We start from the raw sequence: 24,307 nt of genomic DNA on the forward strand, positions 1-24,307 counted from the left end.
GCAGTATCTTGACCCCGGATCTCACTCTCTATGACCTGGCCGGCGCCGATGCGTCGCTGCGCTTCAGCCCGCATTGCTGGAAGACCCGCATGGCCCTGGCCCACAAGGGCCTGACCGCGACGACCGTGCCGTGGCGCTTCACGGAAAAGGAAGCCATAGACTTTTCCGGCCAGAAACTGGTGCCGGTGCTGGTGCATGGCGAACATGTCATCAGCGATTCCTGGCAGATCGCCTGCTACCTGGAAGACACCTTCCCCGAGCGGCCCTCGTTGTTCGGCGGCGCCAGCGGCCGCGCGCTGAGCCTGTTCGTGAATTCATGGTCGGACACGACCCTGGTGCCGACGCTGGCGCGGTTGCTGCTGCCCAGCATCCACGGCCTGATCCACGAAAAGGACCGGGACTATTTCCGCGCCACGCGGGAGAAGCGCTTCGGCCGGCTGGAAGACCTGCCGGCGGGCTATGAAGACCAGATCGCCGCGCTGCGCGCGGCGCTGCTGCCCTTGCGGCAGATGCTGGGCAAGCAGCCCTTTCTGGCGGGCGCGCAGCCGGCCTATGCCGACTATGCGGTGTTTGGCATGTTCATGTGGGCGCGCTGCACCAGCACACTGGAACTGCTGGCCCAGGACGATCCGGTCCACGCCTGGCGCGAGCGCCTGCTCGACGCGCATGACGGCCTGGCCCGCCGCGCGCCGGCGGCGCAAGCCTGAGCCGCCGCGCCCGGTCTGTCTGCGCTAGGTCTTCAGCCGGTAACCGGTCTTGAAGATCCAGCGCACCCCAATCAGGCAGGCCAGCAGGAACACCAGCGTCATGCCCACGCTGACGCCGACGCTGACGTCCGCCACGCCATAGAAGGCCCAGCGAAAGCCGCTGACCAGATACACCACCGGGTTGAACAGCGTGGCGGTCTGCCAGAACGGCGGCAGCATCTTGATGGAATAGAAAGTGCCGCCCAGGAAGGTCAGCGGCGTGATGATCATCAGCGGGATGATCTGCAGCTTTTCGAAGCCGTCGGCCCAGATGCCGATGATGAAGCCGAACAGGCTGAAGGTCACGGCCGTCAGCACCAGGAAGCCCAGCATCCAGAACGGATGCGCGACCTCGAACGACACGAACAGCCGCGCCGTGGCCAACATGATGAGCCCCAGGATGATGGACTTGCTGGCTGCGGCGCCCACATAGCCCATGACGATCTCCACATAGGAGATGGGCGCCGAGTGGATTTCGTAGATGGTGCCCGAGAAGCGCGGCATGTAGATGCCGAAGGACGCGTTGGCGATGCTTTGCGTCAGCAGCGACAGCATGATCATGCCAGGCACGATGAAGGCGCCGTAGCTCACGCCGTCGATCTCGACCATGTGCGAACCGATGGCTGAACCGAACACCACGAAATACAGCGAGGTGGAGATCACGGGCGACAGCACGCTCTGCATCAGCGTGCGCCACGCGCGGGCCATTTCAAACAGGTAGATAGCGCGGATGGCGTAGAAGTTCATGATTGACCGTGCACCAGGCTGACAAAGATATCCTCGAGAGAGCTTTCCGACGAATTCAGGTCGGTGAATTCGATCTCCAGGCGCGACAGTTCATGCAGCAGCCGGGAGATTTCCCCGCCGCCCTGGTTGTCGTAGGTGTAGACCAGCTTGTGCCCGTTGTCGGACAGGTCCAGCTGGAAGGCGTCCAGCGCCGTCGGGATGCCCGGCAGCGGCGCCTTCAGGGTCAGCGCCAGCTGGCGCTTGCCCAGCTTGGCCATCAGCGCGTGCTTCTCTTCGACCAGGATGATCTCGCCCTTGCGGATAACGCCGATGCGGTCGGCCATTTCCTGGGCTTCCTCGATGTAGTGCGTGGTGAGGATGATGGTGACGCCGCTTTCGCGCAGCCGCCGCACCATTTCCCACATGCCGCGCCGCAGCTCCACGTCCACGCCGGCGGTGGGCTCGTCCAGGAACAGGATCGCGGGTTCGTGCGACAACGCCTTGGCGATCATGACGCGCCGCTTCATGCCGCCCGACAGCGCCATGATGCGGCTGTCCTTCTTGTCCCACAGGGACAGGTCGCGCAGCACCTTCTCGACGTAGGCGTGGTCGGTCGGCTTGCCGAACAGGCCGCGGCTGAAGTTGACGGTGTTCCAGACGCTTTCGAACGCGTCGGTGGAAATTTCCTGCGGCACCAGGCCGATCTTGGCGCGGGCCGCGCGGAACTCCGTGACGATGTCGTGGCCATCGGCCAGCACGCGGCCGGCGGTGGGATTGACGATGCCGCAGATGATGCTGATCAGCGTGGTCTTGCCCGCGCCGTTGGGCCCGAGCAGGGCGAAGATCTCGCCGCGCCGGATGTCCAGGTTCACGCTCTTGAGCGCCTGGAATCCGGATGCGTACCGTTTGGATAGATCCTGAACTGAAATGACCGGCTGCACACGCGCCCCCGACTGGATAGATAGCCAGGGATTTTAACCGTCACGCGCGACAGGCTTGTTCGCCGTGACGGAACAGTGTGTTTGGCGGGCTGATCAATCCCTGCTCAACGCCCCCAGCGCAGGACCAGCGGATCCAGGCGGCTCGCGGTCTCCAGCAGGCCCTGCCGGACCTCCGCGCGCATGGCCGGCCACGGGTGCCGCGGCGCATCGCAGGCGATCACGCCGCCGGCCTTCATCAAGGCCTTGGCCGTGAGGATGCCGCCCTGCCGGTTCTCGTAATTGATCAGGGGCAGCCAGCGCTCGTACAGGCGGTAGGCCTCGTCGCGCTTGCCCGCGCGGTGGGCCTCGATGATGGGCCGCAGGCCATCGGCGAAACCGCCGCCGGTCATGGAGCCGGTGGCGCCGGCATCCAGGTCGGGCAGCAGCGTGATGGCTTCCTCGCCGTCCCAGGGTCCTTCCACGGTGTCCCCGCCCAGCGCGATCAGGTCGCGCAGCTTGGAGGCCGCGCCCGCGGTCTCGATCTTGAAGTAGGCGACGTGCTCGATCTCGCGCGCCATCCGCGCCAGCGCCGCGGCCGACAACGGCGTGCCGGCGACCGGCGCGTCCTGGATCATCATGGGGATGTCCACCGCGTCCGACACGCGCTGGAAGAATCCCGTCACCTGTTCCTCGGACACGCGGATCGTCGCGCCATGGTAAGGCGGCACGATCATCAGCATCGCGGCGCCCTGCTCCTGCGCGCGACGGCTGCGCGCGGCGCAGACCTGGGTGCTGAAGTGCGTGGTGGTCACGATCACCGGCACGCGGCCGGCGACGTGCTCCAGGATGGTCCGCGTCAGGACTTCGCGCTCGTCGTCAGACAGCACGAACTGCTCGGAAAAATTGGCCAGGATGCAAAGCCCGTCGACGCCCGAGTCGATCATGAAATCCACGGCCCGCTTCTGGCTGGGAAGGTCCAGCTCGCCGGATTCGGTGAAGGTGGTGGGCACGACCGGGAAGATGCCGCGATAGCGCGGGTTCTGGTAGGTAGCCATGTTATTCGATGATGTTGAAGTCTTTGAGGTATTCGGTCTTCAGCGTCAGGCCCAGCCCCGGCTTGTCGTCGTCCAGGTCGATGAAGCCTTCCTTGGCCACCGGCTCGCCATCGAAGATGTAATAGAACAGTTCGTTGCCGACCTCCACGTCGAACATGGGGAAGTACTCGCTCATGGGCGAGGCCAGCGTGCTCATGGTCAGGTGGTAGTTGTGCATCTGGCCGGCATGCGGCACCACCGGCACGCTGTAGGCCTCGCACAGCGCGTTGATCTTGTGCGCCGCCGTGATGCCGCCGACGCGGTTGGTGTCGTACTGCACCACCGACACCGCCTTGCGGTCCAGCAGCTGCTTGAAGCCGTAGAGCGAGAATTCGTGTTCGCCGCCGGAGATCGGGATCGAGGTGAGCTGGTTCAGTTCCACATAGCCGTCGATGTCGTCGGCGATGACGGGTTCCTCCAGCCAGCGCGGCTCGAACTTCTCCAGCTTGGGCAGGATGCGCTTGGCGTACTCCAGATTCCAGCCCATGTAGCACTCCAGCATCAGGTCGGTGTCGTAGCCGATCACCTCGCGCACCGCCTCCACCGACTTCAGGTTCTCCGACACGCCTTTCTGCAGGTGCGCCGGGCCATAGCCGAAGCGCATCTTGAAAGCGGTGAAGCCCTGGTCCAGATAGGTCTGGGCCTCTTCCTGCATGGCCTTCAGGTCGGTGCGATAGAGCTTGGAGTAATAGACCGGGATCTTTTCCTTGGTGCGGCCGCCCAGCAGCTTGAAGACCGGCTTGTTCACCGACTTGCCCAGGATGTCCCAGATGGCCAGGTCCACCGCCGAGATCGCCGCCATGGTCACGCCCTTGCGGCCCCAGGCATGGGTGGACCGATACATGCGCTGCCACAGGTATTCGTAGTCCCAGGGATCCTGCCCGATCACCAGCGGGGCCAGGTACTGGTCGATGATGGCCTTGGCCACGCGCGGCGCCAGCGCCACGTTGCCCAGGCCCACGATGCCGTCGTCCGTCTCCACCTCGACCACGGTCCAGCCATGGAAGCGGAAGGTGCTCATGGTTTCCTGCTTGGAATACAGCAGGTCCATGGCGTTGGAGCAGAAATTGCCCTGCGGCGGCACGGTCTTGCCGGTCCACTCGTAGACGCGGGCGCGGACGGATTTGATCTTCATGAGGAGTTCCTGCTTGGAATAAGGGTATGGAATGAAAGCGGCGGATCAGCCGGCCTGCGTCCGCGCGGCGCGGTGCGACAGGCCCATGCGGCAGGCGATGAGAAAGGCCTGCCAGGTGGCGTCCAGGTTGGCGCGGCCGAGGCCTGCGATGTCGTACGCCGTGCCGTGGGCCGGCGTGGTGATGGGGATGGGCAGGCCGCCCTGCACCGTCACGCCGCGCGAGAAGCCCAGCAGCTTGATCGCGATCTGGCCCTGGTCGTGGTACATGGTGACGATGGCCTGGAACTCGCCGGCCTGGGCCTTCAGGAAGATGGTGTCGGCGGGGAACGGCCCCTGCACCGGCAGCCCCTCTTCATTCAGTTGCCGCACGGCCGGCGCGATGATGTCCACCTCTTCGCGGCCGCAGGTGCCGCCGTCGCCGCCATGCGGATTGAAGGCCGCCACCGCCACGCGCGGCTCGGCAATGCCGTTGGCCTGCAGCGAACGGTAGATCAGTCGGGTGGCGTCCTTGATGCCGTCGATGCTGAGCGCCGCCGCCGCGTCCTTCAGCGGGATATGCGAGGACACGCGCGAGGTCCACAGGTCGCCCAGGGTGTTGAACTCGCAGAAGTAGCCGGTCACGCCCAGGTACTGCGCAAAATGGTGCAACTCGTCGTCATGCCCCAGGCCGCCCAGCTTCATGGCGTACTTGTTCAAGGGCGCGAAACAGATGGCGTCGACGTGGCCGTCGCGCGCCGCGTCCATGCAGGCGTTGAGCACCCGCAGCACCGACGCGCCGCCCGCGGCCTCGGCCTGACCCACATGCACCTGGCCGGGTTTGATGGTGTCCACCCCCAGCCAGGCGGGCGCGCCGGTGTCCGGCCGGCCGCGCACCGCCTCGATGCTGTCCACGGGCTGGGTGGCGACCTGCACACCCGCCACCCGCCGGCCTTCGCGCCACAGCCACTCGTCGCCCACCAGCACGATGTTCGCCTGCTGCGTGGCTTCGGGCCTGGCCAGCAGGCGGGCGATCAGTTCGGCGCCGATGCCGGCGGGGTCGCCCAGGGTCAGGGCAATGACGGGTTTCTGCTGCGTGCTCATGTCTGGGTCATTCCACGGAAATGTTGTTCTTCTTGATGACGCCGGCGTAGCGCTGGTTCTCGCTCTTGTGGAACTGCGCGAACTGCTCCTGGCTCATCGGGTTGATATCGGCGCCGATCGCCTGCAGGCGGGTCTGCGTGTCGGGCAGGGCCAGGATGCCGTTGACGGCGTCATGGATGCGCTTCTGATTGGCGGCGGGCGTGGCGCTGGGCATGTAGATGCCGTACCAGGCGCTCATTTCCACGCCCGGCACGCCGGCCTCGGCCATGGTCGGCACGTCGGGCAGCTGGGCGTTGCGCTTGGCGCTCAGCACGGCCAACGCGCGCACCTTGCCGCTCTTGATATGGGGGATCACGGAAGACGCGGTCTCGAACGCGATCTGCACCTGCCCGCCCATCAGGTCCACCAGCGCCGGGCCGCTGCCGCGGTACGGGATGTGGATCATCTGCACGCCGGTGGCGTCCTTGAACAGCTCGGCGGCGATGTGCTGGGTGCTGCCGGAACCGCTGCTGGCGAAGTTGTAGGTGCCGGGCTTGGTCTTGAGCAAGGCGATCAATTCCTGCACCGACTTGGCCGGCACGTCGTTGTTGACCACCAGGATGTTGGGCACGGCGCCCACGAACACCACCGGCGTCAGGTCGCGGTCGTTGTCATAGCCCAGCTTCAGCAGGTGCGGCGCGATGGCATGGGCGGTCGACACCCCCATCACCATGGTGTGGCCGTCCGTGGACTTGGCCGCCAGGTCGGCCGCCAGCGTGTTCGACGCGCCCGGCTTGTTCTCGACCACCACGGTCTGCTTGAGCAAGGGCCCCAGCTTGTCCGCCACGGCGCGCGCCATGGCGTCGGTGCCGCCGCCCGGCGCGGATCCCACCAGCAGGCGCAGGGGCTTGTTGGGCCAGTCTGCGGTCTGCGCCTGGACGGGCGCCAGGGCCGACAGGCACAGGGCGCCAGCCGCCATCGCGGCCAATAGCCGAGTCTTCATGGTTGTCTCCTTGGTTGATGTTTTTTTGCCCTTGCGGGGGCAATCTTTTGTGGGTCCATCTTAGAAAGAAGTGCTGTTTCCGTAAAATGAAACTTTTGCACCAATCGTTCACCTGAGGCGATCAATCATGGAACGCGCGATCCACGTCCCTGCCCTGCTGGCCCGGCTGCGCATGCGGCAGATCGTCCTGCTGCTGGCGATCGAGGAGCGCGGCACGCTGCGCGCCGCCGCCAACCAGCTCAACATGACCCAGTCCGCAGCCAGCAAGATGCTGCATGAACTGGAACTGGCCATCGGCCAGCCGCTGTACGGACGGGTCGGCCGGGGCCTTGCGCTGACCGCGGCGGGCGAATGCGTGATGGGGTACTTCCGGGGCATGCGCGGCACGGTCTCGTCGCTGGCGCGCGAACTGGAGGAGCTGCGCCTGGGCAGCGCGGGCAAGCTGTTCATCGGCAGCATCATGGCGGCTTCGCCCGGCCACCTGACCGACGCCCTGCTGCGCCTGAAAGAGACTTACCCGCTGCTCGCGGTGGAGATTTCCACCGGCACCAGCGACCTGCTGATGGGCCGCATGAACGAAGGCAAGCTGGACGTGGTGATCGGCCGCATGCTGACGCCGTCGGACAGCCAGTACGTGTTCCGCCCCATCGGCGATGAAGCGCTGTCCGTGATCGCGGCGGTGGACCATCCGCTGGCCGGCCGCAAGCGCGTGAGCTTCGAGGCCATGCTGGCCTATCCCTGGGTATTGCAGCCGCATGGCAGTCCGATGCGCGACGTCATCGAACAGGAGTTCCGCTCGCACGATGCCGCCACGCCCAAGGGCCTGATCGAATCGGCCTCCATCCTGACCACGACCAACCTGGCGATGAAGTCCACGATGCTGGGCGTGATTCCGGAATCGGTGGCCAGCCGCTATGCGGCGCATGGTCTCCTGGCGATACTGCCCTACCAGATCCGGCAGAGCCTGACGGCCTTCGGCAGCATCGTGCCGCGCGACCGGCCGCTGAGCGCCGCGGCTAGGCATTTCGTGGGCTTGCTGCACGGCGACGCAGCGGCTTGAGAGCGCGCAATGCAAAGGGGGAAAACGCCCGCGGCGCAGGAGAAAACAGCATGCGGCGCAGTACAATCGCGTGTTGCGCATCGCGCGTTTTTTACACTGAGGTCCACACGTGAGCGCACTGCCCGCCTGTCCCAAATGCCAGTCCGAATACACCTATGAAGACGGCGCCCTGTACGTCTGCCCGGAATGCGCGCATGAATGGCCGGCGCAGGCCGCGGAATCTGCCGATGAAGCCGCCCGCGTCTACCGCGATTCGGCCGGCAATGTGCTGCAGGACGGCGACACCGTCACCGTCATCAAGGACCTGAAACTCAAGGGTTCCGGCGGCGTGGTCAAGATGGGCACCAAGGTCAAGGGCATCCGCCTGGTCGATGGCGACCACGACATCGATTGCAAGATCGACGGCTTCGGGGCGATGAGCCTGAAGTCGGAGTTTGTGAAGAAGGTATAAGCCGCCGCCTGCGACGGCCCCGGGGCTGCGGCAGCGCCGCGCCCTGGCTACAGGTCCTCGGGCTCCTCGGCCTTGGGCATCAGGTACGCGGTCAGCGTGCTGGACAGCCCCGCCATCACCCACAGCACGAAGAAAGCCACCGTGTAGAAACCGGTGCGCCCGGTGGGCACATGCCCGAAGATCGCCACGTCCAGGGGATCGATCAGGGCGAAGATCAGCGCGCTCCCCGCCGCGGCCGCCATGAAGGACGGCCACAGGATCCACATCAACGATCGCAAGCCCATCTGTGTTCTCCCCGGTTACGGATTGGCGCTGGGCGCCGCCTGCTCGATGACCAGGCCGCGCTTGACCACGCCCTCCTGGATCGGCTGGTTGCTGAAATTGGTGAAAGCGAAATAGATCGTGACGAAGCAGCCTATCATGGCCGCGAACGGGCCGGCCATCAGGATCCAGGGCCAGGGCTCGCGATACCAGGGCTTGGCGGTCTTGGCGGGTTGGGCGGCGGTCATGGGCTTGTCCTTTTCAGTATTCAGTCGGGTACGTAGAAGCTGGCGGGCTCGTCGGTCTCGACCGCACGGCTCTCGCCGTCCTGGCCGCGCGCGCGCAGCGTGATGGCATGGGCGCCGGGCTCGGCGCCGGCCGGCGCGCGGATGACCATGGGCACCAGCTTGTTGGCCGCGGCCTCGACGTCGACGGTGTCCGAACCTTGCTGTCCGGTCATCACCTTCAGGCCGGGCATGCCGTCGGCCGAGAGCTGCAGGCGCATCGGCTGGTCGGAGGTATTGATGATCTGCAGGCGGTACACGTTTTCGATCATGCCGCCGGCCACTTCGCGCCCCAGCGCGCCGCGGTCGCGGATCACGTCCACCCGCAGGGGGTTGCGCATGGCCAGCGATGCGACGAAGGCGATGGCCAGCGCCAGGATCAGCGTGCCGTAGATCAGCACGCGCGGGCGCAGCAGATGGGAGCGCGCGCTCTTGGCGGACAAGCCGTCCAGCATGGCGCGTTCCGAGGTATAGCGGATCAGGCCGGGCTCGTACTGCATCTTGTCCATGACCTGTTCGCAGGCATCGATACAGGCGCCGCAGCCTATGCACATGTACTGCAGGCCGTCGCGGATATCGATGCCGGTCGGACAGACCTGCACGCACAGGCTGCAATCGACGCAATCGCCCAGCCCGGCGGCCTTGTGGTCCACCTTGCGCGAGCGGCCGCCGCGCGGATCGCCGCGGCGCTTGTCGTAGGTGACCACGAAGGTGTCGGGGTCCACCATCACGCTCTGGAAGCGCGCGTAGGGGCACATGTACTTGCACACGGATTCGCGCATGAAGCCGGCGTTGCCCCAGGTGGCGAAGCCGTAGAACAGCATCCAGAACCACTGCCAGGGGCCGAGTTGCAGCGCGAACAGCTCATGGCCCAGTTCGCGGATGGGCGCGAAGTAGCCGATGAAGGTGGAACCCGTCCACCAGGCCAGCGCGATCCACAGGAAATGCTTGGTGATCTTCAGGCGCGCCTTGCGCCAGGTCCAGGGCGATTCGTCCAGGCGGATGCGCGCGACGCGGTCGCCTTCGACCTTGCGCTCGATCCACATGAAGATTTCGGTATAGACGGTCTGCGGACAGGCGTAGCCGCAGAACAGCCGCCCCGCCACCGCGGTGAACAGGAACAGCGCCAGCGCCGAAATCACCAGCAGCACCGCCAGGTAGACCACGTCCTGCGGCCACAGCACCAGGCCGAAGAGATAGAACTTGCGCGCGCCCAGGTCGAACAGCACGGCCTGGCGGCCGTTCCATTGCAGCCAGGGCAGGCCATAGAAAATCAGCTGGGTGAGAAAGACGAATGCGATGCGCCAGCGGGCGAAGATGCCGCTGACGGACCGGGGGTAGATCTTGCTGCGCACGCCCGCCAGCGTCTGCTCCAGGGTTTCCGTCCCGGGGCGCGGCGGCTTTACGTGCGGCCGCCAGGGCGGCGGGTCACCGTCAGGCGAATTGCCGGTCCTTGCGGCTGACCCATCTTCCATTTCCTGCTCCCTGCTGTATGTCCAGTGATATGGGGGCCACGCCAGGCGCGGCCCCCAAAAACGCGCTGTAAAGCCTTTACTTCGTTACCGTGCCCGGCGCGGCGCCTGCCGTCGCTTCGGGCTTGTTCGACAAGCCCCAGACCCAGGCCGTCAGGATCTTGATCTGCTCCGGCGTCAGGATGTCGCCATGCGCCGGCATGCGGTTGTCGCGGCCATCCAGGATGGTCTTGACGATGGTGGCTTCCGAGCTGCCGTAGAGCCAGACATCGTCCGTCAGGTTGGGCGCGCCCAGCGCCTGGTTGCCCTTGCCGTCGACGCCGTGACAGGCCACGCAGTAGTTGGCGAACTCGCGCTTGCCGCGGAACACGCGGACCGGATCTGCCGTGAGGCCCGACAGCGAACGCACGTACTGGGCGATGTCGGCCGCCGTCTTGGCGTCGATCGCGGCCTTCCAGGGCGGCATCACGCCCACGCGGCCCTGCGTGATGGTCTGCGTGATGGCTTCAGGCGAGCCGCCGTGCAGCCAGTCGCCGTCGGCCAGGTTGGGAAAGCTGGGGCCGCCCTTGGCGTCCGAGCCATGGCATTGCGCGCAGGTGTTCAGGAACAGGCGCTGGCCGATTTCGCGGGCGCCCGGATCCTGGGCGATCTGCGGAATGTCCATGGTTTCGAAGCGCGCGTAGATCGGACGCACGGCTTCGGCCATCTTGGCCTGCTGCCTGGCCACTTCCTCGGTGCTGCTGTAGCCCAGTTGGCCCTTGTACTCACCCAGGCCCGGCATGAAGAACAGGTAGCCCAGCGCGAAGGCGCAGGCCAGCAGGTACATCCAGGTCCACCAGCCCGGCACCGGGTTGTTCAGCTCGGTCAGGTCGCCGTCCCAGACGTGGCCCGTGTCCTCGACCTTGCCGTTGGCCGGCTTGGTGCTGAGCCAGCGGCGCTGCGTGTACAGCAGCCACACGCACCAGACCACGCCGCCCACCGCGACGATCGAGATGAAATATCCCCAGAAGCCATTAACGAAATCGCTCATGACCGATTCGCTCCATCTTGTTGTCCCTGTCCGAACTCATCGGGCAGTGCGAACGGCAGCATGGCCGATTCGCGGTTGGCGCTCTGGCGGCCGCGCGAGCAGGCCCACCAGACGATGCCGAAGAAAGTTGCCATCGAAATGGCGGTGACGACTGCGCTCAGATAGCCCAGCATGGTCAGCCTCCCGCGGCCGCGGGCGCGGCGGCTTGGGTCGCGGGCTGTGCCGCGGGTTGCGCGGCGGCCTTCTTGGCCTCTTCCGCCTTCCTGGCCTGCTCGGCCTTGCGCACGCCCACGCCCAACCCTTGCAGGTAGGCGACCAGCGCGTCTTCCTCGGTCTTGCCTTCGATGGCCTTGGGCGCCGCGGCGATTTCCTCGTCGGTGTAGGGCACGCCCAGCGTGCGCAGGGCGCGCATGCGGTCGCTCACGTTCTCGCCGGTGATGACCGTCTTTTCCAGCCAGGGATAGGCGGGCATGTTGGATTCCGGCACCACCTTGCGCGGGTCGCGCAGGTGGATGCGGTGCCAGTCATCCGAATAGCGTTCGCCCACGCGCGCCAGATCGGGACCGGTGCGCTTGGAGCCCCACAGGAAGGGATGGTCGAAGACCGATTCCGAGGCCACCGAGTACGGGCCGTAGCGCTGCACTTCGGCCGCCAGCACCCGCACCTGCTGCGAATGGCAGCCGACGCAGCCTTCGCGGATGTAGACGTCGCGGCCCATCAGGCGCAGCGGGCTGTAGGGTTCCACGCCCGCGATGGGCTGGGTCGTGCTGTGCTGGAAGAACAGCGGCACGATCTGGACCAGGCCCGCGAAGGACACCACCAGGATGCTGGCGATGATCATCCAGCCGATGTTCTTCTCGAGCGTCTGGTGGGAAAAGAAACCAGATTTATGGTTGGCCATGATGTCCTCGTCAAACGGTGGCCGGCGCGGCGGTCACGGGGACCGGCTGGCGAGCGGCATGGGGATCGTCTTGCGGAATCGCGGGATTGACCGGCTGCGCGCCGCGCACCGTCATCCACACGTTCCAGGCCATGACGAACACACCCGACAGGAACAAGGTGCCGCCCAGCAAACGGATCAGGTAGTACGGGACGCGCGTCTTCAGTTCCTCGACGAAGCTGTAGACCAGGGTGCCGTCGCTGGCGGTGTCGCGCCACATCAGGCCCTGCTGCACGCCGGCGATCCACATGGCGGCGATGTACAGCACCACGCCGATGGTCGCGATCCAGAAGTGCAGTTCAATGGCCTTGACGCTGTACATCTTCTCGCGGCCGTAGAGACGCGGGATCAAGTAGTAGAGCGAACCGAAGGAGATCATGGCGACCCAGCCCAGCGCGCCGGAGTGCACGTGGCCGATGGTCCAGTCCGTGTAGTGCGACAGCGCGTTGACCGTGCGGATCGACATCATCGAGCCTTCGAAGGTCGACATGCCGTAGAACGACAGGGCCGTCACCATGAACTTCAGGATCGGATCGGTGCGCAGTTTGTACCAGGCGCCCTGCAGCGTCATGATGCCGTTGATCATGCCGCCCCAGGACGGCGCCAGCAGGATCAGCGAGAAGGTCATGCCCAGCGACTGGGTCCAGTCGGGCAGCGAGGTGTACAGCAGGTGGTGCGGGCCCGCCCACATGTAGGTGAAGGCCAGCGCCCAGAAGTGGACGATGGACAGGCGGTAGGAATAGATGGGACGGCCGGCCTGCTTGGGCACGAAGTAATACATCATGCCCAGGAAGCTGGTGGTCAGGAAGAAGCCCACGGCGTTATGGCCGTACCACCACTGCACCATGGCGTCCTGCACGCCCGAGTAGGCGGAGTAGGACTTCCACATCGACACCGGCATTTCGATGTTATTGAAGATGTGCAGGATGGCGATGGTCAGGATGTACGAGCCGAAGAACCAGTTGGCCACGTAGATGTGCTTGGAACGGCGCTTGACGATGGTGCCGAAGAACACGATGGCGTAAGCCACCCAGACCAGGGTGATCAGGATGTCGATGGGCCATTCGAGTTCGGCGTATTCCTTGCTGCTGGTGAAACCCATGGGCAAGGTGATGGCGGCGGCGACGATGACGATCTGCCAGCCCCAGAACGTGAACGCGGCCAGCGGGCCGCAGAACAGGCGCGCCTGACAGGTGCGCTGGACCACGTAGTACGACGTCGTAAACAACGCGCTGCCGCCGAACGCGAAGATCACCGCGTTGGTGTGCAGCGGGCGCAGGCGGCCATAGCTCAGCCATGCGGTGTCAAAGTTCAGCTGCGGCCAGATAAGCTGCGCAGCGAGAAAAACGCCCACAGCCATGCCGACGATGCCCCACACTACCGTCATGAGCGCGAATTGCCTCACGATCTTGTAGTTGAAGGTGTCGGCCTTGCTTGCGATTGCGGCGCAATCGTTCATCGCCCTTCCCCTAAAGTTACAGATAGCTCCAGGCTGCAATGATGGGACTAGTCAAACAAGGCAGCGTTGATCTGGATCAAGCATCTGGTTACACGGTGGGGAACGCGGCGCCGGCGCAACGGGTCCAGGCGCGAAATCAAACGCGCCGCTCAGCCGCGGCTGGCGGGTCCGCTGTCGTCGTCGAGCAGGATGGCGCGGCCGGCGTCATCGGTGTCGTCGTACTGGCCGTTGAAAACGGCCCACCACAGCGACACCCCGATGGCCAGCACGAACAGCAGGGACAGGGGCAGAAGCAGATAGAGGATGGTCATTGCGCCGTTTCCAGCGCGGCGGCGGGCGCCGGCGCGCCGGCCCAGTCGCGGCGGCACAAGCGCCACGAGTTGTAGGCGACCGCCAGCGAGGACACCAGCATGGTGATCGCGGCCAGCCACGGCGTGACCCAGCCAACCAGCGCCAGCGGGGTCATCAGCAGGTGCCAGACCACCGATCCGTACAGGTTCTGGCGAGCGCGGCGCCGCGCCTCGCCCAGCAACTCGTCCAGCGCCGCGTCGGACATATTGGGATGGGCGGCCAGCGCCGAATGGGCGGAGGCCATGGCGGTGGGCACCGCCATCGACATGGCGCAGGGACAGCTCATCACCAGCAACGCCACCATCACCGGAATGCTGTGCGCCGCATCGATGTAGGCCCAGGCGGCCGCGGCGGCCAGCGCCAACGCGACCTGGACCATGACGAAGCGCGAGGCCAGCCGGTCGGCGCGCGCGCCCAGCTCCAGGCGCTGCGCCTCCACGCGCTCGTGGCGCAAGCCGCCTGCCGCGCCGCCGAAGGACTGGCGGGCGCACAGCTCCAGATAGCGCGCGGTCAGCAGGAAGGCCACGAACATCGTGACCGAATCGAAGTAGACCTCGCCGCGCCCCGTGTAGGTGGCGTGGACGCTGGGGATGAAGGCGGCGACGATGCCCAGGGCCACCGGCACGTCCATGCCGGCGCGGCCATGGCGCAGGTTGTCGCCCGCGTGGCGCCAGATCGGCCAGGCCGAATAGACCACCACGGGCACGGTCAGCGCGAAGCTGGCCCAGTTCATCAGCACGATGGCCCAGTCCAGCGTTTCCAGCGCATCGGCCGGCATGCTTTCATGCCGCAGGTAGCCGGGCCAGGCGAACATCATCACCTGCATCATGGCCAGCCACGCCAGCGACAGGCGCACCAGCGCATGGCGGCGCTGCTGGCGGTCGGCGTCGGACAGGGCGGCCGGGACGGCGAAGATCGATTTTGCTCGCATGCGCCGATGTTACCCAGCGCGTTACAAAGCTGCCTTGATCTGGATCAAGGCAGGTCCGGCGGGTTTGCCCCGGCCACGCGGGCCGGACGCGATCCGGCTCAGGGGCGCTGGCGGCGCAGCACCTCGACCACCGCCCGCATCAGGCTGGCGAGATCGTCCTCGGCGATGGTCAGCGCCGGCGTCAGGTAGACCACATTGCCGAACGGCCGCACCCACACGCCGGCGTCGACCAGGCGCCGCTTCAGGCCCTCGCGGTCGGCGATGCCGTCCAGCTCGACCACGCCGATCGCGCCCAGCACGCGCACGTCGCGCACCCAGGGCAGCTCGCGGCACGGTTCCAGGCCCGCGGCCAGGCTCGCGGAGATCGATTGCGCCTGCGCCAGCCGCGGTTCAGTCTCGAAGAGATCCAGCGAGGCGTTGGCCGCGGCGCAGGCCAGCGCGTTGCCCATGAAGGTGGGGCCGTGCATCAGCGCGTGCGAGGGGTCATCGGACCAGAAGGCCTCGAACACCCGGCTGCTGGCCACCGTGGCGGCCAGCGGCAAGGTGCCGCCGGTCAGCGCCTTGGACAAGGTCACGATGTCCGGGCGGATGCCGGCCTGCTCGAAGGCGAACATCGTGCCGGTGCGGCCGAAGCCGGTGAAGATCTCGTCGAAGATCAGCAGCAGGCCGTGGCGGTCGGCCAGGCGGCGCAGACGGCGCAGCACTTCCGGGTCGTGCAGCAGCATGCCGCCCGCGCCCTGCACCAGCGGCTCGACCAGGATGCCGGCCAGCCGGGAAGCATGGACTTCCAGGTGCGCCTCCAGCGCGGCCAGTTCGGCCTCGCTGCGCGGCAGGTCGACGATGTCGTGTTCGGCCAGCATGCCGCGGTACAGGCTGTGCATGCCCTCGTCCGGATCGCACACTGCCATGGTGCCGAAGGTGTCGCCGTGATAGCCGCCGCGGAACGCCAGGAAACGGCCGCGGCCGCGTTCTCCCTGGTTCAGCCAGAACTGCAGCGCCATCTTCATGGCGACTTCCACCGCCACCGAGCCGGAATCGGTGTAGAAGACGCGGTCCAGTCCCGGCCCCAGCATGGCGGCCAGCCGGCGCGCCAGGGTCAGCGCCGGCTCATGGGTCAGCCCGCCGAACATGACGTGCGGCATGGCGTCCAGCTGCGCGCGCACGGCCTGGGCGATGTGCGGGTGGTTGTACCCATGGCAGGCCGTCCACCAGGACGCGACGCCATCGATCAGGCTGCGGCCGTCGGCCAGTTCAAGCCGGCTGCCATGGCTGCGCACCACGGGCAGCGGCGGCGTGGCCGTCTTCATTTGGGCATAGGGTAGCCAGATATGGGGCTGGCCCTGGGCCACCCAGTCGGGCGTGTACATGATTCACCTCTCGATACCGGCGGCGCGCCCCGGGGGGCCGCCCGGCGCATCCGGCCGGAACAAGGGCCACGCCCGCCTCCACTACAATGGCCCGCATTCTACGGCCTGGCGCGGCCTCCCCCCCCTGCCCGGCCGCTGCAGGAAATATAGATGTCCAAGCTGGATCCGCTTTTCTCCTCCGAACTGGCGCGCGCGCAAGCGCGCCGCGTGCGCCGCCGCCTGCGCACGGCCTCCGCCGCCGCTCCGGGACGCCTCGTCCTCGAGGGCGAGCCGGTCCTGAACTTCTCCAGCAACGATTACCTCGGCCTGTCGCGGCATCCGCTGCTGGTCGAGCGCTCGCGCGAATGGGCGGCCCGCCACGGCGCGGGCGCCCAGGCGTCGCGCCTGGTGACCGGCAATCTGGACCTGCACGAACAGGTGGAAGCCAAGCTGGCCCGGCTGAAAGGCACCGAGGCCGCGCTGCTGCTGGCCTCGGGCTGGCAGGCCAACGCCGCCGTACTGCCCGCCCTGCTGCGCGCGGCCGCCAGCCAGGGCGAGGTCGAGCTGTATGCCGACAAGCTCAACCACGCCAGCCTGCACCATGGTTGCCAGGCGGCGGGCGTGAAGCAGATCCGCTTCCGGCACAACGACCTGGCTCATCTGGAAAGCCTGCTGGCCGCCAAGGCGGAGAGCGCGGCCGGCCAGCCCGTGTCGCGATTCATCGTCACCGAAAGCGTATTCAGCATGGACGGCGACCGGACCGACGTGGAACGGCTGGCAACCCTGGCCGACCGTTACCGCGCCTTCGTCTACCTGGACGAAGCGCACGCCACCGGCGTGCTGGGTCCGCGCGGCATGGGGCTGGCAGGGCTGGCGCCCGGCCGCATCGACCTGGCCATGGGCACGTTCAGCAAGGCGCTGGGCGGATTCGGCGCCTACGTCGCCGGTTCGCGCGCGCTGTGCGACTACCTGATCAACGCCTGCTCGGGCTTCATCTACACCACGGCGCTGCCGCCCGCGGTGCTGGGCGCCATGGACGCGGCGCTGGACCTGGTGCCCACGCTGGACGCCGAACGCGCCCGCCTGGCGGCTGCGGGCGACAATCTGCGCGCCGCGCTGCGCGGCATGGGGCTGGACACGGGGGCTTCGTCCACCCAGATCGTGCCGGCCATCGTGGGCGACGAAGCCCGCGCCCTGGAACTGGCCTCGGGGCTGGAGCAGCGCGGCCTGCTGGCCGTGGCGATCCGCCCGCCCACCGTCCCCGTCGGCACCAGCCGCCTGCGCGTCACCCTGAGCGCGGCGCACCGCGATGTGGACGTGGCGCGCCTGATCGACGGTTTCGCCGCCGCGCTGGCGTGATGACCGCCGTCTCCATGCAAGCCGGCATGCCCCGCCCCACCCTGCTGTTCGTACACGGCTGGGCCTTCGACGCTTCGGTCTGGGCGCCGCTGCGCGCTGAACTCGAAGACTGGCCGCAAGCCGTCTTCGACGCGGGCTATTTCGGGCCGGCGCAGGAGCCGGTCTTGGCCGGCCCGGTGATCGCCATTGGCCATTCGCTGGGCCTGCTGCGCCTCTTGCGCGGACAGCCGCAAGACTGCCTCGGCCTGGTGTCGATCAACGGCTTCGCCCGCTTCGCGGCCGGCCCCGGCTTCGAGGCCGGCGTGGCGCCGCGCGTGCTGGAACGCATGTCCCGGCGCCTGTCCGCTGACGCCGCGGCGGTGCTGCGCGACTTCCGCCAGCGCTGCGGCGACGCGACCGATTTCGGCGACCCGCAACTTGCGCCGCTGACGCGCGACCTGGAAGTCCTGCGCGACGAAGACCGGCGCGAGGCCCTGGCGGCGCTGCCCGTGCCGCTGCTGGTCCTGGCTGGCGCCGACGACCCCATCGTGCCTCAGGCCATGACGCAGGCGGTCTTTGCCGGCGGGGCCGGCGCGGAGATCCATATGCGGACACGCGGCGGCCACCTGCTGCCAGTGTCGGACGCGCACTGGTGCGCGGAGCGCATCCGCGCCTTCATTGACGGCCTGGCGCGCGCCGCATGACGCAAGCCCTCCGCAACGCCGGCATCGGCGCGCGCTTTGGCGCCGCCGCACCCGCCTATGAAGACCACGCGTCCGTCCAGCGGCTGGCTGCCGAGCGGCTGGCCGGCGATATCGCCCTGCTGCCCCTGCCGCGCCGCCCCCGCATCCTGGAAATCGGTTGCGGCACCGGCCTGCTGACCCAGGCGCTGGCGCGCCGCATCGGTCCCGCCGACTGGACCGTCACCGACATCGCCCCCGGCATGCTCGCGGCCGCGCAGCGCGGCCCCTCACTGCCTGGCCGGGCCCGCTACCAATTGCTGGACGGCGAGCATCCCGCCGGACTCGAAGGCGGCTACGACCTGATCTGCTCCAGCCTGGCGGTGCAATGGTTCTCCGACCTCAACGCCGGGCTGGGCCGGCTGGCCGCGCTGCTCGCGCCGGGCGGCTGCCTGGCGGTGGCGACGCTGGCGGACGGCACCTTCCACGAGTGGCAGGCCGCGCATGCCGCGGCGGGGCTTGCCCCCGCCACGCCGCGCTATCCGGCCGCCGCCGCCATCCATCCGGACAGGGGCAATCTGGCGGGTGGCGTGCGCAGCGAACGGCTGATACAAAATCATCCTGACGGGCTGCATTTCCTGCGCGCCCTGAAAGGCATAGGCGCCACCACGCCCGCTCCTGGACGCGCGCCACTGGGCGCAGCGCAACTGCGGCGGGTGCTGGCGGCGTTTGACGAACAAGGAGCCGGGGTGACCTATCACCTGGCCTACGGTATGTGGAAAAAATCAAACCAGTCCCCCGCCGGCGTCTTCGTGACCGGCACTGACACCGGCATCGGCAAGACCCTGGTGTCCGCGATCCTGGCGCGCGCCTGGAACGCCGACTATTGGAAGCCCGTGCAGACGGGCGTGGCCGAAGAACCCGGCGACACCGAAACCGTGGCGCAACTGGCCGGGCTGCCGCCCGAACGCCTGCACCTGCCGGCCTACGTGCTGCAGGCGCCGCTGTCGCCCTGGGCCGCGGCCACGCTGGAAGACGCCATCGTCGACGCCACCAGCATCGTCCCGCCGGCCACGCAGGCGCCGCTGGTGGTGGAAGGCGCGGGCGGCCTCTACGTGCCGATCGACGACACCCACATGATGATCGACTTGATTGCGCGGCTGGACATGCCGGTGGTGCTGGCCGCCCGCAGCGGACTGGGCACCATCAACCACACCCTGCTCAGCCTTGAGGCCCTCAAGCGCCGCGGCATTCCGGTGCTGGGCGTGATCATGAGCGGGCCGCTCTCGGCGGGCAACAAGGAAGCCATCGAACGCTTTGGCGACGTGCGCGTGCTGGCCGAGATTCCGCCCTTGGCCAAGGTTGACGCGCAAACCGTCCAGGCGCTGGCCAGCGCCATTCCTCCGCTGGCGGAATGCCTGGAGGCGCTGGGCGGCGCGCCCGCGGTCGCCAGTTGAGATCCCGGCCCGGCCGCGGATGGCGTGATTTCCGGGGCCGTAGCCGTTACGCATTCGTACAAAATAAATTCCGCTGACGGCCACCCGTCCCCCATGCGGATAGGCCCCGCCGTACCCCTTCCCGTGTCTGAAGATGGCGGCAAAAGTCTCATGCAAAGCATGAGCTTCCCCAGCGAAGGCTTGCCTCTTCTACATCTTTCGGCCACATCCGGATTCTCAAACCGGCGCTGTCGCGGCCGCCGCTGCCGCAGGCCCGTGCGTTGTTGACTACTAACGCAACACAACGATAATTTTCGCCACATTGGCAGTTCGATTCGCAGGTAGCTGGACGTGCAGGATTTCGTTCCTGGGTTTCCTTATTTGCAGGAGAACTGGCATGGTCACCAGAAGGCTGAACATTCCTGTTTTGGCCCCCAATTCCAACCGCAATTTCTTCGACGGCACCCGCCCCGGCCATGCCGTGCTGCGCCCGGCCGATCTGCTGGTCTTGCGGCTGGAGCTGCGCAACCTGACGGTCACGCCGGGCCAGCCGCCCCGCCTGAAGAAAGCTGGCGACGGCGCCGCCACGCTCATCGTCCACTTCCCGCCGCAGTCGATCAGCGAAGAGACGTTCTTCGAACGTCCGCCTCCCGACGTCTTCAAGCAGCCGCCGCCCCGTCCCACGCCGGACAAGCCGGAACCCGCAGGCGGCGTGGAAGATCCCACCGGTCCGCCGGTGCGCGCGCGCATCGCGGGCGAGTCGCGGCTGGCCTTTGCCGTTCCCGACGGCTTCGACGTGCCCTACACGCTGGAAGGCGTGCTGGCCGCGATGGAGTCGCTGCCGTTGACCGTGGCCGCCAATGCGCGCCCGCCCGGGCCCAGCGCGCCGCGCCTGAACCTGCGCGATCTGTTCGACACCCGCATCGACAAACTTTCGCCGGTGCAACGCGCGGCGCTGTCGAGCTTCGCGCTGCGCAGCGCGCGCATCGCCACGCAGCAGAACGCGCCCGGGGCGCTGCTGCTGCGGCAGGCAGGCGGCGCGCCAGGCCTGCGCGCATTGCGCCTGGGCGGCGGCGCGCCGGTCCGTGAGGTTCAGCGCACCAGCGCCCTGATCGAAATCCTCAGGCGCGGCCCCAAGCCCGCGCTGCCCGCCGCGCAGCAGACGGCGATAGAACTGCCGTGGCGGCTGATCCTCAGCCCGCATGCGGACGAACGCTGGCGCCACGCCAAGGCGCCGGCGACTTCCGCCGCCACGCAGCACACCGAGCTCTGGCATACCCAGTTGCTGGCCGCGCAGCCGGAGAACAGCGCAACGGCGCCGCAGGCGGACGATCCCACGCCCACCGTGCGCGCCGTCTGGGCGCTGGGTGGCGAAGGCACCACCAAGCCGATGCAGGCGGCGTTCCCGGTGCCGGCGACGACCTATCTGCCGCAGCCGAATACCTCGCCCTTCCGCATGCCGATGGACGATTTCGACCGCTTCCAGATCGCGCACCTGTCTTCCAACTTTTCCGTCGCCAACTACACGCCGCAGCCGGTGGACGCCAAGCTGCTGATGCTGTCCGCGCTGGGCGCCTGGCTGGACTCGCGCGGCAACTGGGACGCGCCCGGGCTGTCGCTGGAAGAATGGACGCATCGCGGCGCCATGGGCCGCGATCATTACGTCCGCGTGGTCTACAAGGGCCTGCTGTTTCCCTTCGGCCATCGCGCCTCGCTGGTGAAGGTCAGCGAACGCAAGTTCCATACGGGTGCCCCGGCCGGCAACACCGCCTACCTGCGCCAGCGCATGTTCCTCATCGTGCGCCAGCGCGAGCGCCAGTACGCCGACCCGCTGCTGCAGGCGCGCGACGACTCGGGGAACATGATCTTCCTGCACCGCCAGATGCCGTTCTCCAGCGTGCGCATCCTGACCACCGTCACGCCCAGCCTGGATGCGCCCACCTCCCCGGACAGCGACATCGACGGCCTGGGGCAGGTGCTGTTCTGGCCGTGCATAGACAAAATCCCCTTCCGCTTCGCCTGTTCGGCCACCGACATCGACGGCCGCATCGTGCAGTTCGACCTGCCCATGATCTTCATGGACGGCGGCCATGCCTGCCCGCGCAAGATCAGCGGCCAATGGCTGACGCCCGACTACGTGAATGCCGAGCTTTTCGCGAAGCAAACGCGCAAGGCCTGGCGCGACGCCGAATCCGGCCGCCGCACGGCGCAGTTCAAGCAGCAACGCGTCACGTTCGCCTCCCCGCTCAAGCCGGGCGATACCGCGGCGCAAGCGGAAACGATCGAGTTCGACGGCCTGGTCGATCCTGGCAACACCCAGCTGCGCGCCTATAGCGACTCGCTGAACGGCCCCTTGTTCTATCCCGGCGTCAAGCGCGCCGAGATCCGCATTGCCGCGCTGGCTGAACTGACCGGCAGCGACAGCAACAACGTGCTGAGCTGGAACGACCACTACCTGCGGTTCGGATTCGACTCCGGCAACGTCGGCCAGGTCTTCGGCAACATAGACGCCGAGCCCGGCTACCGCGGCGACGCGGTGCTGAACTTTTCCGCGCAAGGCGACCGCGCGGGCGGCTTCGTCCAGCCGAATCTGCGCCCCACGGCGCTGTCGCGCATGGCAGGTCCGGTCAGCGGCAAGGTGGCGGACTTCGTCGCCGGCAAGATGAACGGCCCGGACATCTTCCCCAAGGTCATGTCCCCGGACCTGCCCTTTCCGCTGCTGTTCGGCTGCATACCGCTGGGCGACGTGATTGAAGCGGTGTCCAACGCCGCCGGCACGCCGGAGCAGGTGCCGCGCTTCGTATCGGAAGCCTGTTCCCAGCTGGAAAGCCTGGTCAACGAGATGGGCCGGCTCTATGGCCTGGTGGCGGACCTGGCGCAGCAGCCGGGCCGCATCGCCGAGGCCGCGTTGCAGGTGCTGAACGACACGCTGGAGGATCTGCTCAGCCAGGCGCAGGCCTACGCGCAGAACCTGGTGCAGGACGCAAAGGCCCGCGTCAACGATCTGATCGCCGCGCTGGCAGCCGTGCGCGCGCAGGTCGCGCTGCTGGCCGGACTGTCCTTCGACGCCGCGCCCGCGCTGCCGGGACTGCCCGCCGTGCTCACCGCCGCGCGCGATGCCGCCCGGGCGTTGAGCACGGCGGCGGACGCGCAAGTGAACGGCGCGCACTTGCCGGATGGCCTGCGGCAATCGCTGCGCCAGACAGCCAACACCGCCCAGACGCTGCTGGATAGCGTCGGCGTCGTGCCGGCGCTGCTGGTGCAGGGCAAGGCGCTGTACGACGCGCTCGATGCGGTGGTGGGCCACCCCGACCAGCTGGACGAACTGTTTGCCGACGCCGCGACGCTCAGGACGCGCCTGCAGGCCATCACAAACGCGGTCGATCCTCTGTCCGCCACCATAGGCGGCGCGCGCCTGCTGGAAGGCGCGCCGCGCCAGATCGCGCAGACTGCGCTGCAGGCGGTCAAGCTGGCGGTGGACGCCGTGCTGGCCAGCGCGGAACTGCTGGAGCTGTTGACCGGCGATGAACTCACCATCCGCTTCGACTGGAACCCGGTGATCAAGAGCTGGTCGATCAAGCCGGGCGATCCGCCCCTGTTCCGCGTCAACGATGCGCGCGGCTTTCGCGTGGCGGTGGAGGCGCGCGTGCGCAAGAACGGGCAGAGCGCGCCCAAGATGTCGGTGGTCTGCTCTCTGAAGGACTTCGATCTGGTCCTGATCGCGCCTGCCAGCTTCATGGAGCTGAACTTCGAGAAGATCGAGTTCCGCATCGACACGGCCGCGAAGATGGACGTGGACGTGCTGCTGACCGACATCAAGTTCGTGGGCCCCTTGTCCTTCGTCGAAACGCTGCGCGACCTGATCCCGCTGGATGGATTCTCCGACCCGCCTTACCTGGATATCTCGGCCAAGGGCGTGGACGCAGGTTTCGACCTGGCGCTGCCAGCCGTCGCCATCGGCGTCTTCAATCTGTCCAACCTCAGCCTGGGCGCGGGCTTCACCGTGCCCTTCATCGGCCAACCGCTGGCCGTGCGCTTCAACTTCTGCACGCGCGAACAGCCCTTCAATCTGTCGGTGTGCATGTTCGGCGGCGGCGGCTTTTTCGGCATCACGCTGGATCCCAGCGGCATCCAGCTGATGGAAGCCGCCTTCGAGTTCGGCGCCAGCGTGTCGGTGAACCTGGGCGTGGCCTCCGGCGGCGTGCACGTCATGGCGGGCATTTATTTCCGCATGGAAAAGAACGCCTGCTCGCTGGCCGGCTACTTCCGCATGGGCGGCTGCGTCAGCGTGCTGGGCATCGTCAGCATTTCCATCGAGATCTACCTGGAACTGCGCTACGAGTTCGAAAGCGGCAAGTGCGCGGGGCGCGCCACCATCACAGTCGAGATCGAAGTCTTCATGTTCTCGATGAGCGTGTCGCTGTCGTGCGAACGCAAGTTCGCCGGGTCCAATGGCGACCCGGGTTTCCGCGACCTGATGGGGCCGCATCCCGACCTGCCGCTGGCGCAGGAGCTGGCGCAGATCGACGACGGCACCGAGTACGCCTGGCGCGAATACGCCGAAGCCTTTGCCTGAGGAACGTCC

The 24,307-nt window shown here is 67.3% G+C and carries 23 protein-coding genes; 7 read left to right on the plus strand and 16 right to left on the minus strand.

Annotated elements, in window-relative coordinates:
• Positions 1–8: 8 nt before the first annotated feature.
• Complete coding sequence (locus ACM1PE_RS17530; RefSeq protein WP_419340603.1) at positions 9–707, plus strand: glutathione S-transferase family protein; 699 nt, start codon at positions 9–11, stop codon at positions 705–707.
• A 24-nt stretch (positions 708–731) separates the two neighbouring features.
• On the opposite strand, the gene ACM1PE_RS17535 is transcribed toward ACM1PE_RS17530, so the two are convergent.
• From ACM1PE_RS17535 to ACM1PE_RS17560, 6 genes are all read right to left on the minus strand, one after another.
• Complete coding sequence (locus tag ACM1PE_RS17535) at positions 732–1,493, minus strand: ABC transporter permease (protein ID WP_042794334.1); 762 nt, start codon at positions 1,491–1,493, stop codon at positions 732–734.
• The gene (locus tag ACM1PE_RS17540; protein WP_059372488.1) at positions 1,490–2,413 is read right to left on the minus strand and encodes an ABC transporter ATP-binding protein; all 924 of its coding nucleotides are present in this window, start codon (positions 2,411–2,413) and stop codon (positions 1,490–1,492) included. Before ACM1PE_RS17540 ends, ACM1PE_RS17535 begins: the two co-directional genes overlap by 4 nt.
• A 104-nt stretch (positions 2,414–2,517) precedes the next feature.
• Positions 2,518–3,447: a dihydrodipicolinate synthase family protein gene (locus ACM1PE_RS17545; RefSeq protein ID WP_419340604.1), complete on the minus strand. Its 930-nt coding sequence runs from the start codon at positions 3,445–3,447 to the stop codon at positions 2,518–2,520.
• Position 3,448: 1 nt separating this feature from the next.
• Positions 3,449–4,621, minus strand: coding sequence for an L-rhamnonate dehydratase (locus ACM1PE_RS17550; RefSeq protein WP_419340605.1), 1,173 nt, complete (start codon positions 4,619–4,621; stop codon positions 3,449–3,451).
• 45 nt (positions 4,622–4,666) lie between these two features.
• Positions 4,667–5,701: a 4-hydroxythreonine-4-phosphate dehydrogenase PdxA gene (locus tag ACM1PE_RS17555; RefSeq protein WP_419340606.1), complete on the minus strand. Its 1,035-nt coding sequence runs from the start codon at positions 5,699–5,701 to the stop codon at positions 4,667–4,669.
• A gap of 7 nt (positions 5,702–5,708) precedes the next feature.
• A complete protein-coding gene (locus ACM1PE_RS17560; protein ID WP_419340607.1) occupies positions 5,709–6,683 on the minus strand; it encodes a Bug family tripartite tricarboxylate transporter substrate binding protein in 975 nt (324 codons plus the stop codon).
• A gap of 127 nt (positions 6,684–6,810) precedes the next feature.
• Between ACM1PE_RS17560 and ACM1PE_RS17565 the strand changes: the two genes are divergently transcribed.
• Together ACM1PE_RS17565 and ACM1PE_RS17570 are read left to right on the plus strand one after the other, a co-directional pair.
• Positions 6,811–7,743: a LysR family transcriptional regulator gene (locus tag ACM1PE_RS17565; protein ID WP_280016793.1), complete on the plus strand. Its 933-nt coding sequence runs from the start codon at positions 6,811–6,813 to the stop codon at positions 7,741–7,743.
• A 109-nt stretch (positions 7,744–7,852) separates the two neighbouring features.
• Positions 7,853–8,194, plus strand: a complete 342-nt coding sequence (locus tag ACM1PE_RS17570; protein ID WP_059372471.1) for a zinc ribbon domain-containing protein YjdM — start codon at positions 7,853–7,855, stop codon at positions 8,192–8,194.
• 47 nt (positions 8,195–8,241) lie between these two features.
• On the opposite strand, the gene ACM1PE_RS17575 is transcribed toward ACM1PE_RS17570, so the two are convergent.
• From ACM1PE_RS17575 to ACM1PE_RS17620, 10 genes are all read right to left on the minus strand, one after another.
• On the minus strand, positions 8,242–8,478 hold the full coding sequence (locus tag ACM1PE_RS17575; RefSeq protein WP_059372469.1) for a hypothetical protein: 237 nt from the start codon (positions 8,476–8,478) through the stop codon (positions 8,242–8,244).
• 15 nt (positions 8,479–8,493) lie between these two features.
• The gene (locus ACM1PE_RS17580; protein WP_059372466.1) at positions 8,494–8,703 is read right to left on the minus strand and encodes a FixH family protein; all 210 of its coding nucleotides are present in this window, start codon (positions 8,701–8,703) and stop codon (positions 8,494–8,496) included.
• Between the two features lie 20 nt (positions 8,704–8,723).
• Positions 8,724–10,214 (minus strand): cytochrome c oxidase accessory protein CcoG, encoded by a 1,491-nt coding sequence (gene ccoG, locus ACM1PE_RS17585; RefSeq protein WP_280016792.1) that lies wholly within the window; start codon positions 10,212–10,214, stop codon positions 8,724–8,726.
• A 76-nt stretch (positions 10,215–10,290) separates the two neighbouring features.
• Positions 10,291–11,241: a cytochrome-c oxidase, cbb3-type subunit III gene (ccoP, locus tag ACM1PE_RS17590; protein ID WP_059372462.1), complete on the minus strand. Its 951-nt coding sequence runs from the start codon at positions 11,239–11,241 to the stop codon at positions 10,291–10,293.
• A complete protein-coding gene (locus ACM1PE_RS17595) occupies positions 11,238–11,414 on the minus strand; it encodes a cbb3-type cytochrome oxidase subunit 3 (RefSeq protein ID WP_054452859.1) in 177 nt (58 codons plus the stop codon). The genes ccoP and ACM1PE_RS17595 overlap by 4 nt, the downstream gene beginning before the upstream one ends.
• A gap of 2 nt (positions 11,415–11,416) precedes the next feature.
• Complete coding sequence (gene ccoO, locus ACM1PE_RS17600; RefSeq protein WP_059372459.1) at positions 11,417–12,142, minus strand: cytochrome-c oxidase, cbb3-type subunit II; 726 nt, start codon at positions 12,140–12,142, stop codon at positions 11,417–11,419.
• Between the two features lie 10 nt (positions 12,143–12,152).
• Positions 12,153–13,640, minus strand: coding sequence for a cytochrome-c oxidase, cbb3-type subunit I (ccoN, locus tag ACM1PE_RS17605; RefSeq protein WP_059372455.1), 1,488 nt, complete (start codon positions 13,638–13,640; stop codon positions 12,153–12,155).
• A gap of 149 nt (positions 13,641–13,789) precedes the next feature.
• Positions 13,790–13,951 carry a cbb3-type cytochrome oxidase assembly protein CcoS gene (gene ccoS / locus ACM1PE_RS17610; protein ID WP_042794347.1) on the minus strand — a complete coding sequence of 54 codons (162 nt, stop codon included), beginning with the start codon at positions 13,949–13,951 and terminating at the stop codon, positions 13,790–13,792.
• Positions 13,948–14,922 carry a hypothetical protein gene (locus tag ACM1PE_RS17615; RefSeq protein WP_059372454.1) on the minus strand — a complete coding sequence of 325 codons (975 nt, stop codon included), beginning with the start codon at positions 14,920–14,922 and terminating at the stop codon, positions 13,948–13,950. The genes ccoS and ACM1PE_RS17615 overlap by 4 nt, the downstream gene beginning before the upstream one ends.
• A 98-nt stretch (positions 14,923–15,020) precedes the next feature.
• The gene (locus tag ACM1PE_RS17620; RefSeq protein ID WP_059372451.1) at positions 15,021–16,289 is read right to left on the minus strand and encodes an adenosylmethionine--8-amino-7-oxononanoate transaminase; all 1,269 of its coding nucleotides are present in this window, start codon (positions 16,287–16,289) and stop codon (positions 15,021–15,023) included.
• A 150-nt stretch (positions 16,290–16,439) separates the two neighbouring features.
• Here ACM1PE_RS17620 and ACM1PE_RS17625 point away from each other — a divergent pair, with 150 nt between their 5' ends.
• From ACM1PE_RS17625 to ACM1PE_RS17640, 4 genes are all read left to right on the plus strand, one after another.
• On the plus strand, positions 16,440–17,627 hold the full coding sequence (locus ACM1PE_RS17625) for an 8-amino-7-oxononanoate synthase (RefSeq protein ID WP_059372449.1): 1,188 nt from the start codon (positions 16,440–16,442) through the stop codon (positions 17,625–17,627).
• Positions 17,628–17,653: 26 nt separating this feature from the next.
• Positions 17,654–18,310 carry an alpha/beta fold hydrolase gene (locus tag ACM1PE_RS17630; RefSeq protein ID WP_419340608.1) on the plus strand — a complete coding sequence of 219 codons (657 nt, stop codon included), beginning with the start codon at positions 17,654–17,656 and terminating at the stop codon, positions 18,308–18,310.
• Positions 18,307–19,743, plus strand: a complete 1,437-nt coding sequence (gene bioD / locus ACM1PE_RS17635) for a dethiobiotin synthase (RefSeq protein WP_306636645.1) — start codon at positions 18,307–18,309, stop codon at positions 19,741–19,743. The genes ACM1PE_RS17630 and bioD overlap by 4 nt, the downstream gene beginning before the upstream one ends.
• A 376-nt stretch (positions 19,744–20,119) precedes the next feature.
• Positions 20,120–24,298 carry a hypothetical protein gene (locus ACM1PE_RS17640; RefSeq protein ID WP_419340609.1) on the plus strand — a complete coding sequence of 1,393 codons (4,179 nt, stop codon included), beginning with the start codon at positions 20,120–20,122 and terminating at the stop codon, positions 24,296–24,298.
• Positions 24,299–24,307 lie beyond the last annotated feature (9 nt).

It is taken from the genome of Achromobacter sp. PD1, from assembly GCF_048541815.1.
GTDB classification, from domain to species: Bacteria; Pseudomonadota; Gammaproteobacteria; order Burkholderiales; family Burkholderiaceae_B; genus Achromobacter; species Achromobacter bronchisepticus_A.

Excerpts from the sequence above, each read along its gene's own strand:
- ACM1PE_RS17535 (WP_042794334.1), bottom strand. The coding sequence starts at position 1,493 with ATGAACTTCTACGCCATCCGCGCTATCTACCTGTTTGAAATGGCCCGC.
- ACM1PE_RS17545 (WP_419340604.1), bottom strand. The coding sequence starts at position 3,447 with ATGGCTACCTACCAGAACCCGCGCTATCGCGGCATCTTCCCGGTCGTG.
- ACM1PE_RS17550 (WP_419340605.1), bottom strand. The coding sequence starts at position 4,621 with ATGAAGATCAAATCCGTCCGCGCCCGCGTCTACGAGTGGACCGGCAAG.
- ACM1PE_RS17555 (WP_419340606.1), bottom strand. The coding sequence starts at position 5,701 with ATGAGCACGCAGCAGAAACCCGTCATTGCCCTGACCCTGGGCGACCCC.
- ACM1PE_RS17560 (WP_419340607.1), bottom strand. The coding sequence starts at position 6,683 with ATGAAGACTCGGCTATTGGCCGCGATGGCGGCTGGCGCCCTGTGCCTG.
- ACM1PE_RS17565 (WP_280016793.1), top strand. The coding sequence starts at position 6,811 with ATGGAACGCGCGATCCACGTCCCTGCCCTGCTGGCCCGGCTGCGCATG.
- ACM1PE_RS17575 (WP_059372469.1), bottom strand. The coding sequence starts at position 8,478 with ATGGGCTTGCGATCGTTGATGTGGATCCTGTGGCCGTCCTTCATGGCG.
- ACM1PE_RS17580 (WP_059372466.1), bottom strand. The coding sequence starts at position 8,703 with ATGACCGCCGCCCAACCCGCCAAGACCGCCAAGCCCTGGTATCGCGAG.
- ccoG (WP_280016792.1), bottom strand. The coding sequence starts at position 10,214 with ATGGAAGATGGGTCAGCCGCAAGGACCGGCAATTCGCCTGACGGTGAC.
- ccoP (WP_059372462.1), bottom strand. The coding sequence starts at position 11,241 with ATGAGCGATTTCGTTAATGGCTTCTGGGGATATTTCATCTCGATCGTC.
- ACM1PE_RS17595 (WP_054452859.1), bottom strand. The coding sequence starts at position 11,414 with ATGCTGGGCTATCTGAGCGCAGTCGTCACCGCCATTTCGATGGCAACT.
- ccoO (WP_059372459.1), bottom strand. The coding sequence starts at position 12,142 with ATGGCCAACCATAAATCTGGTTTCTTTTCCCACCAGACGCTCGAGAAG.
- ccoN (WP_059372455.1), bottom strand. The coding sequence starts at position 13,640 with ATGAACGATTGCGCCGCAATCGCAAGCAAGGCCGACACCTTCAACTAC.
- ccoS (WP_042794347.1), bottom strand. The coding sequence starts at position 13,951 with ATGACCATCCTCTATCTGCTTCTGCCCCTGTCCCTGCTGTTCGTGCTG.
- ACM1PE_RS17615 (WP_059372454.1), bottom strand. The coding sequence starts at position 14,922 with ATGCGAGCAAAATCGATCTTCGCCGTCCCGGCCGCCCTGTCCGACGCC.
- ACM1PE_RS17620 (WP_059372451.1), bottom strand. The coding sequence starts at position 16,289 with ATGTACACGCCCGACTGGGTGGCCCAGGGCCAGCCCCATATCTGGCTA.
- ACM1PE_RS17625 (WP_059372449.1), top strand. The coding sequence starts at position 16,440 with ATGTCCAAGCTGGATCCGCTTTTCTCCTCCGAACTGGCGCGCGCGCAA.
- ACM1PE_RS17630 (WP_419340608.1), top strand. The coding sequence starts at position 17,654 with ATGCCCCGCCCCACCCTGCTGTTCGTACACGGCTGGGCCTTCGACGCT.
- bioD (WP_306636645.1), top strand. The coding sequence starts at position 18,307 with ATGACGCAAGCCCTCCGCAACGCCGGCATCGGCGCGCGCTTTGGCGCC.
- ACM1PE_RS17640 (WP_419340609.1), top strand. The coding sequence starts at position 20,120 with ATGGTCACCAGAAGGCTGAACATTCCTGTTTTGGCCCCCAATTCCAAC.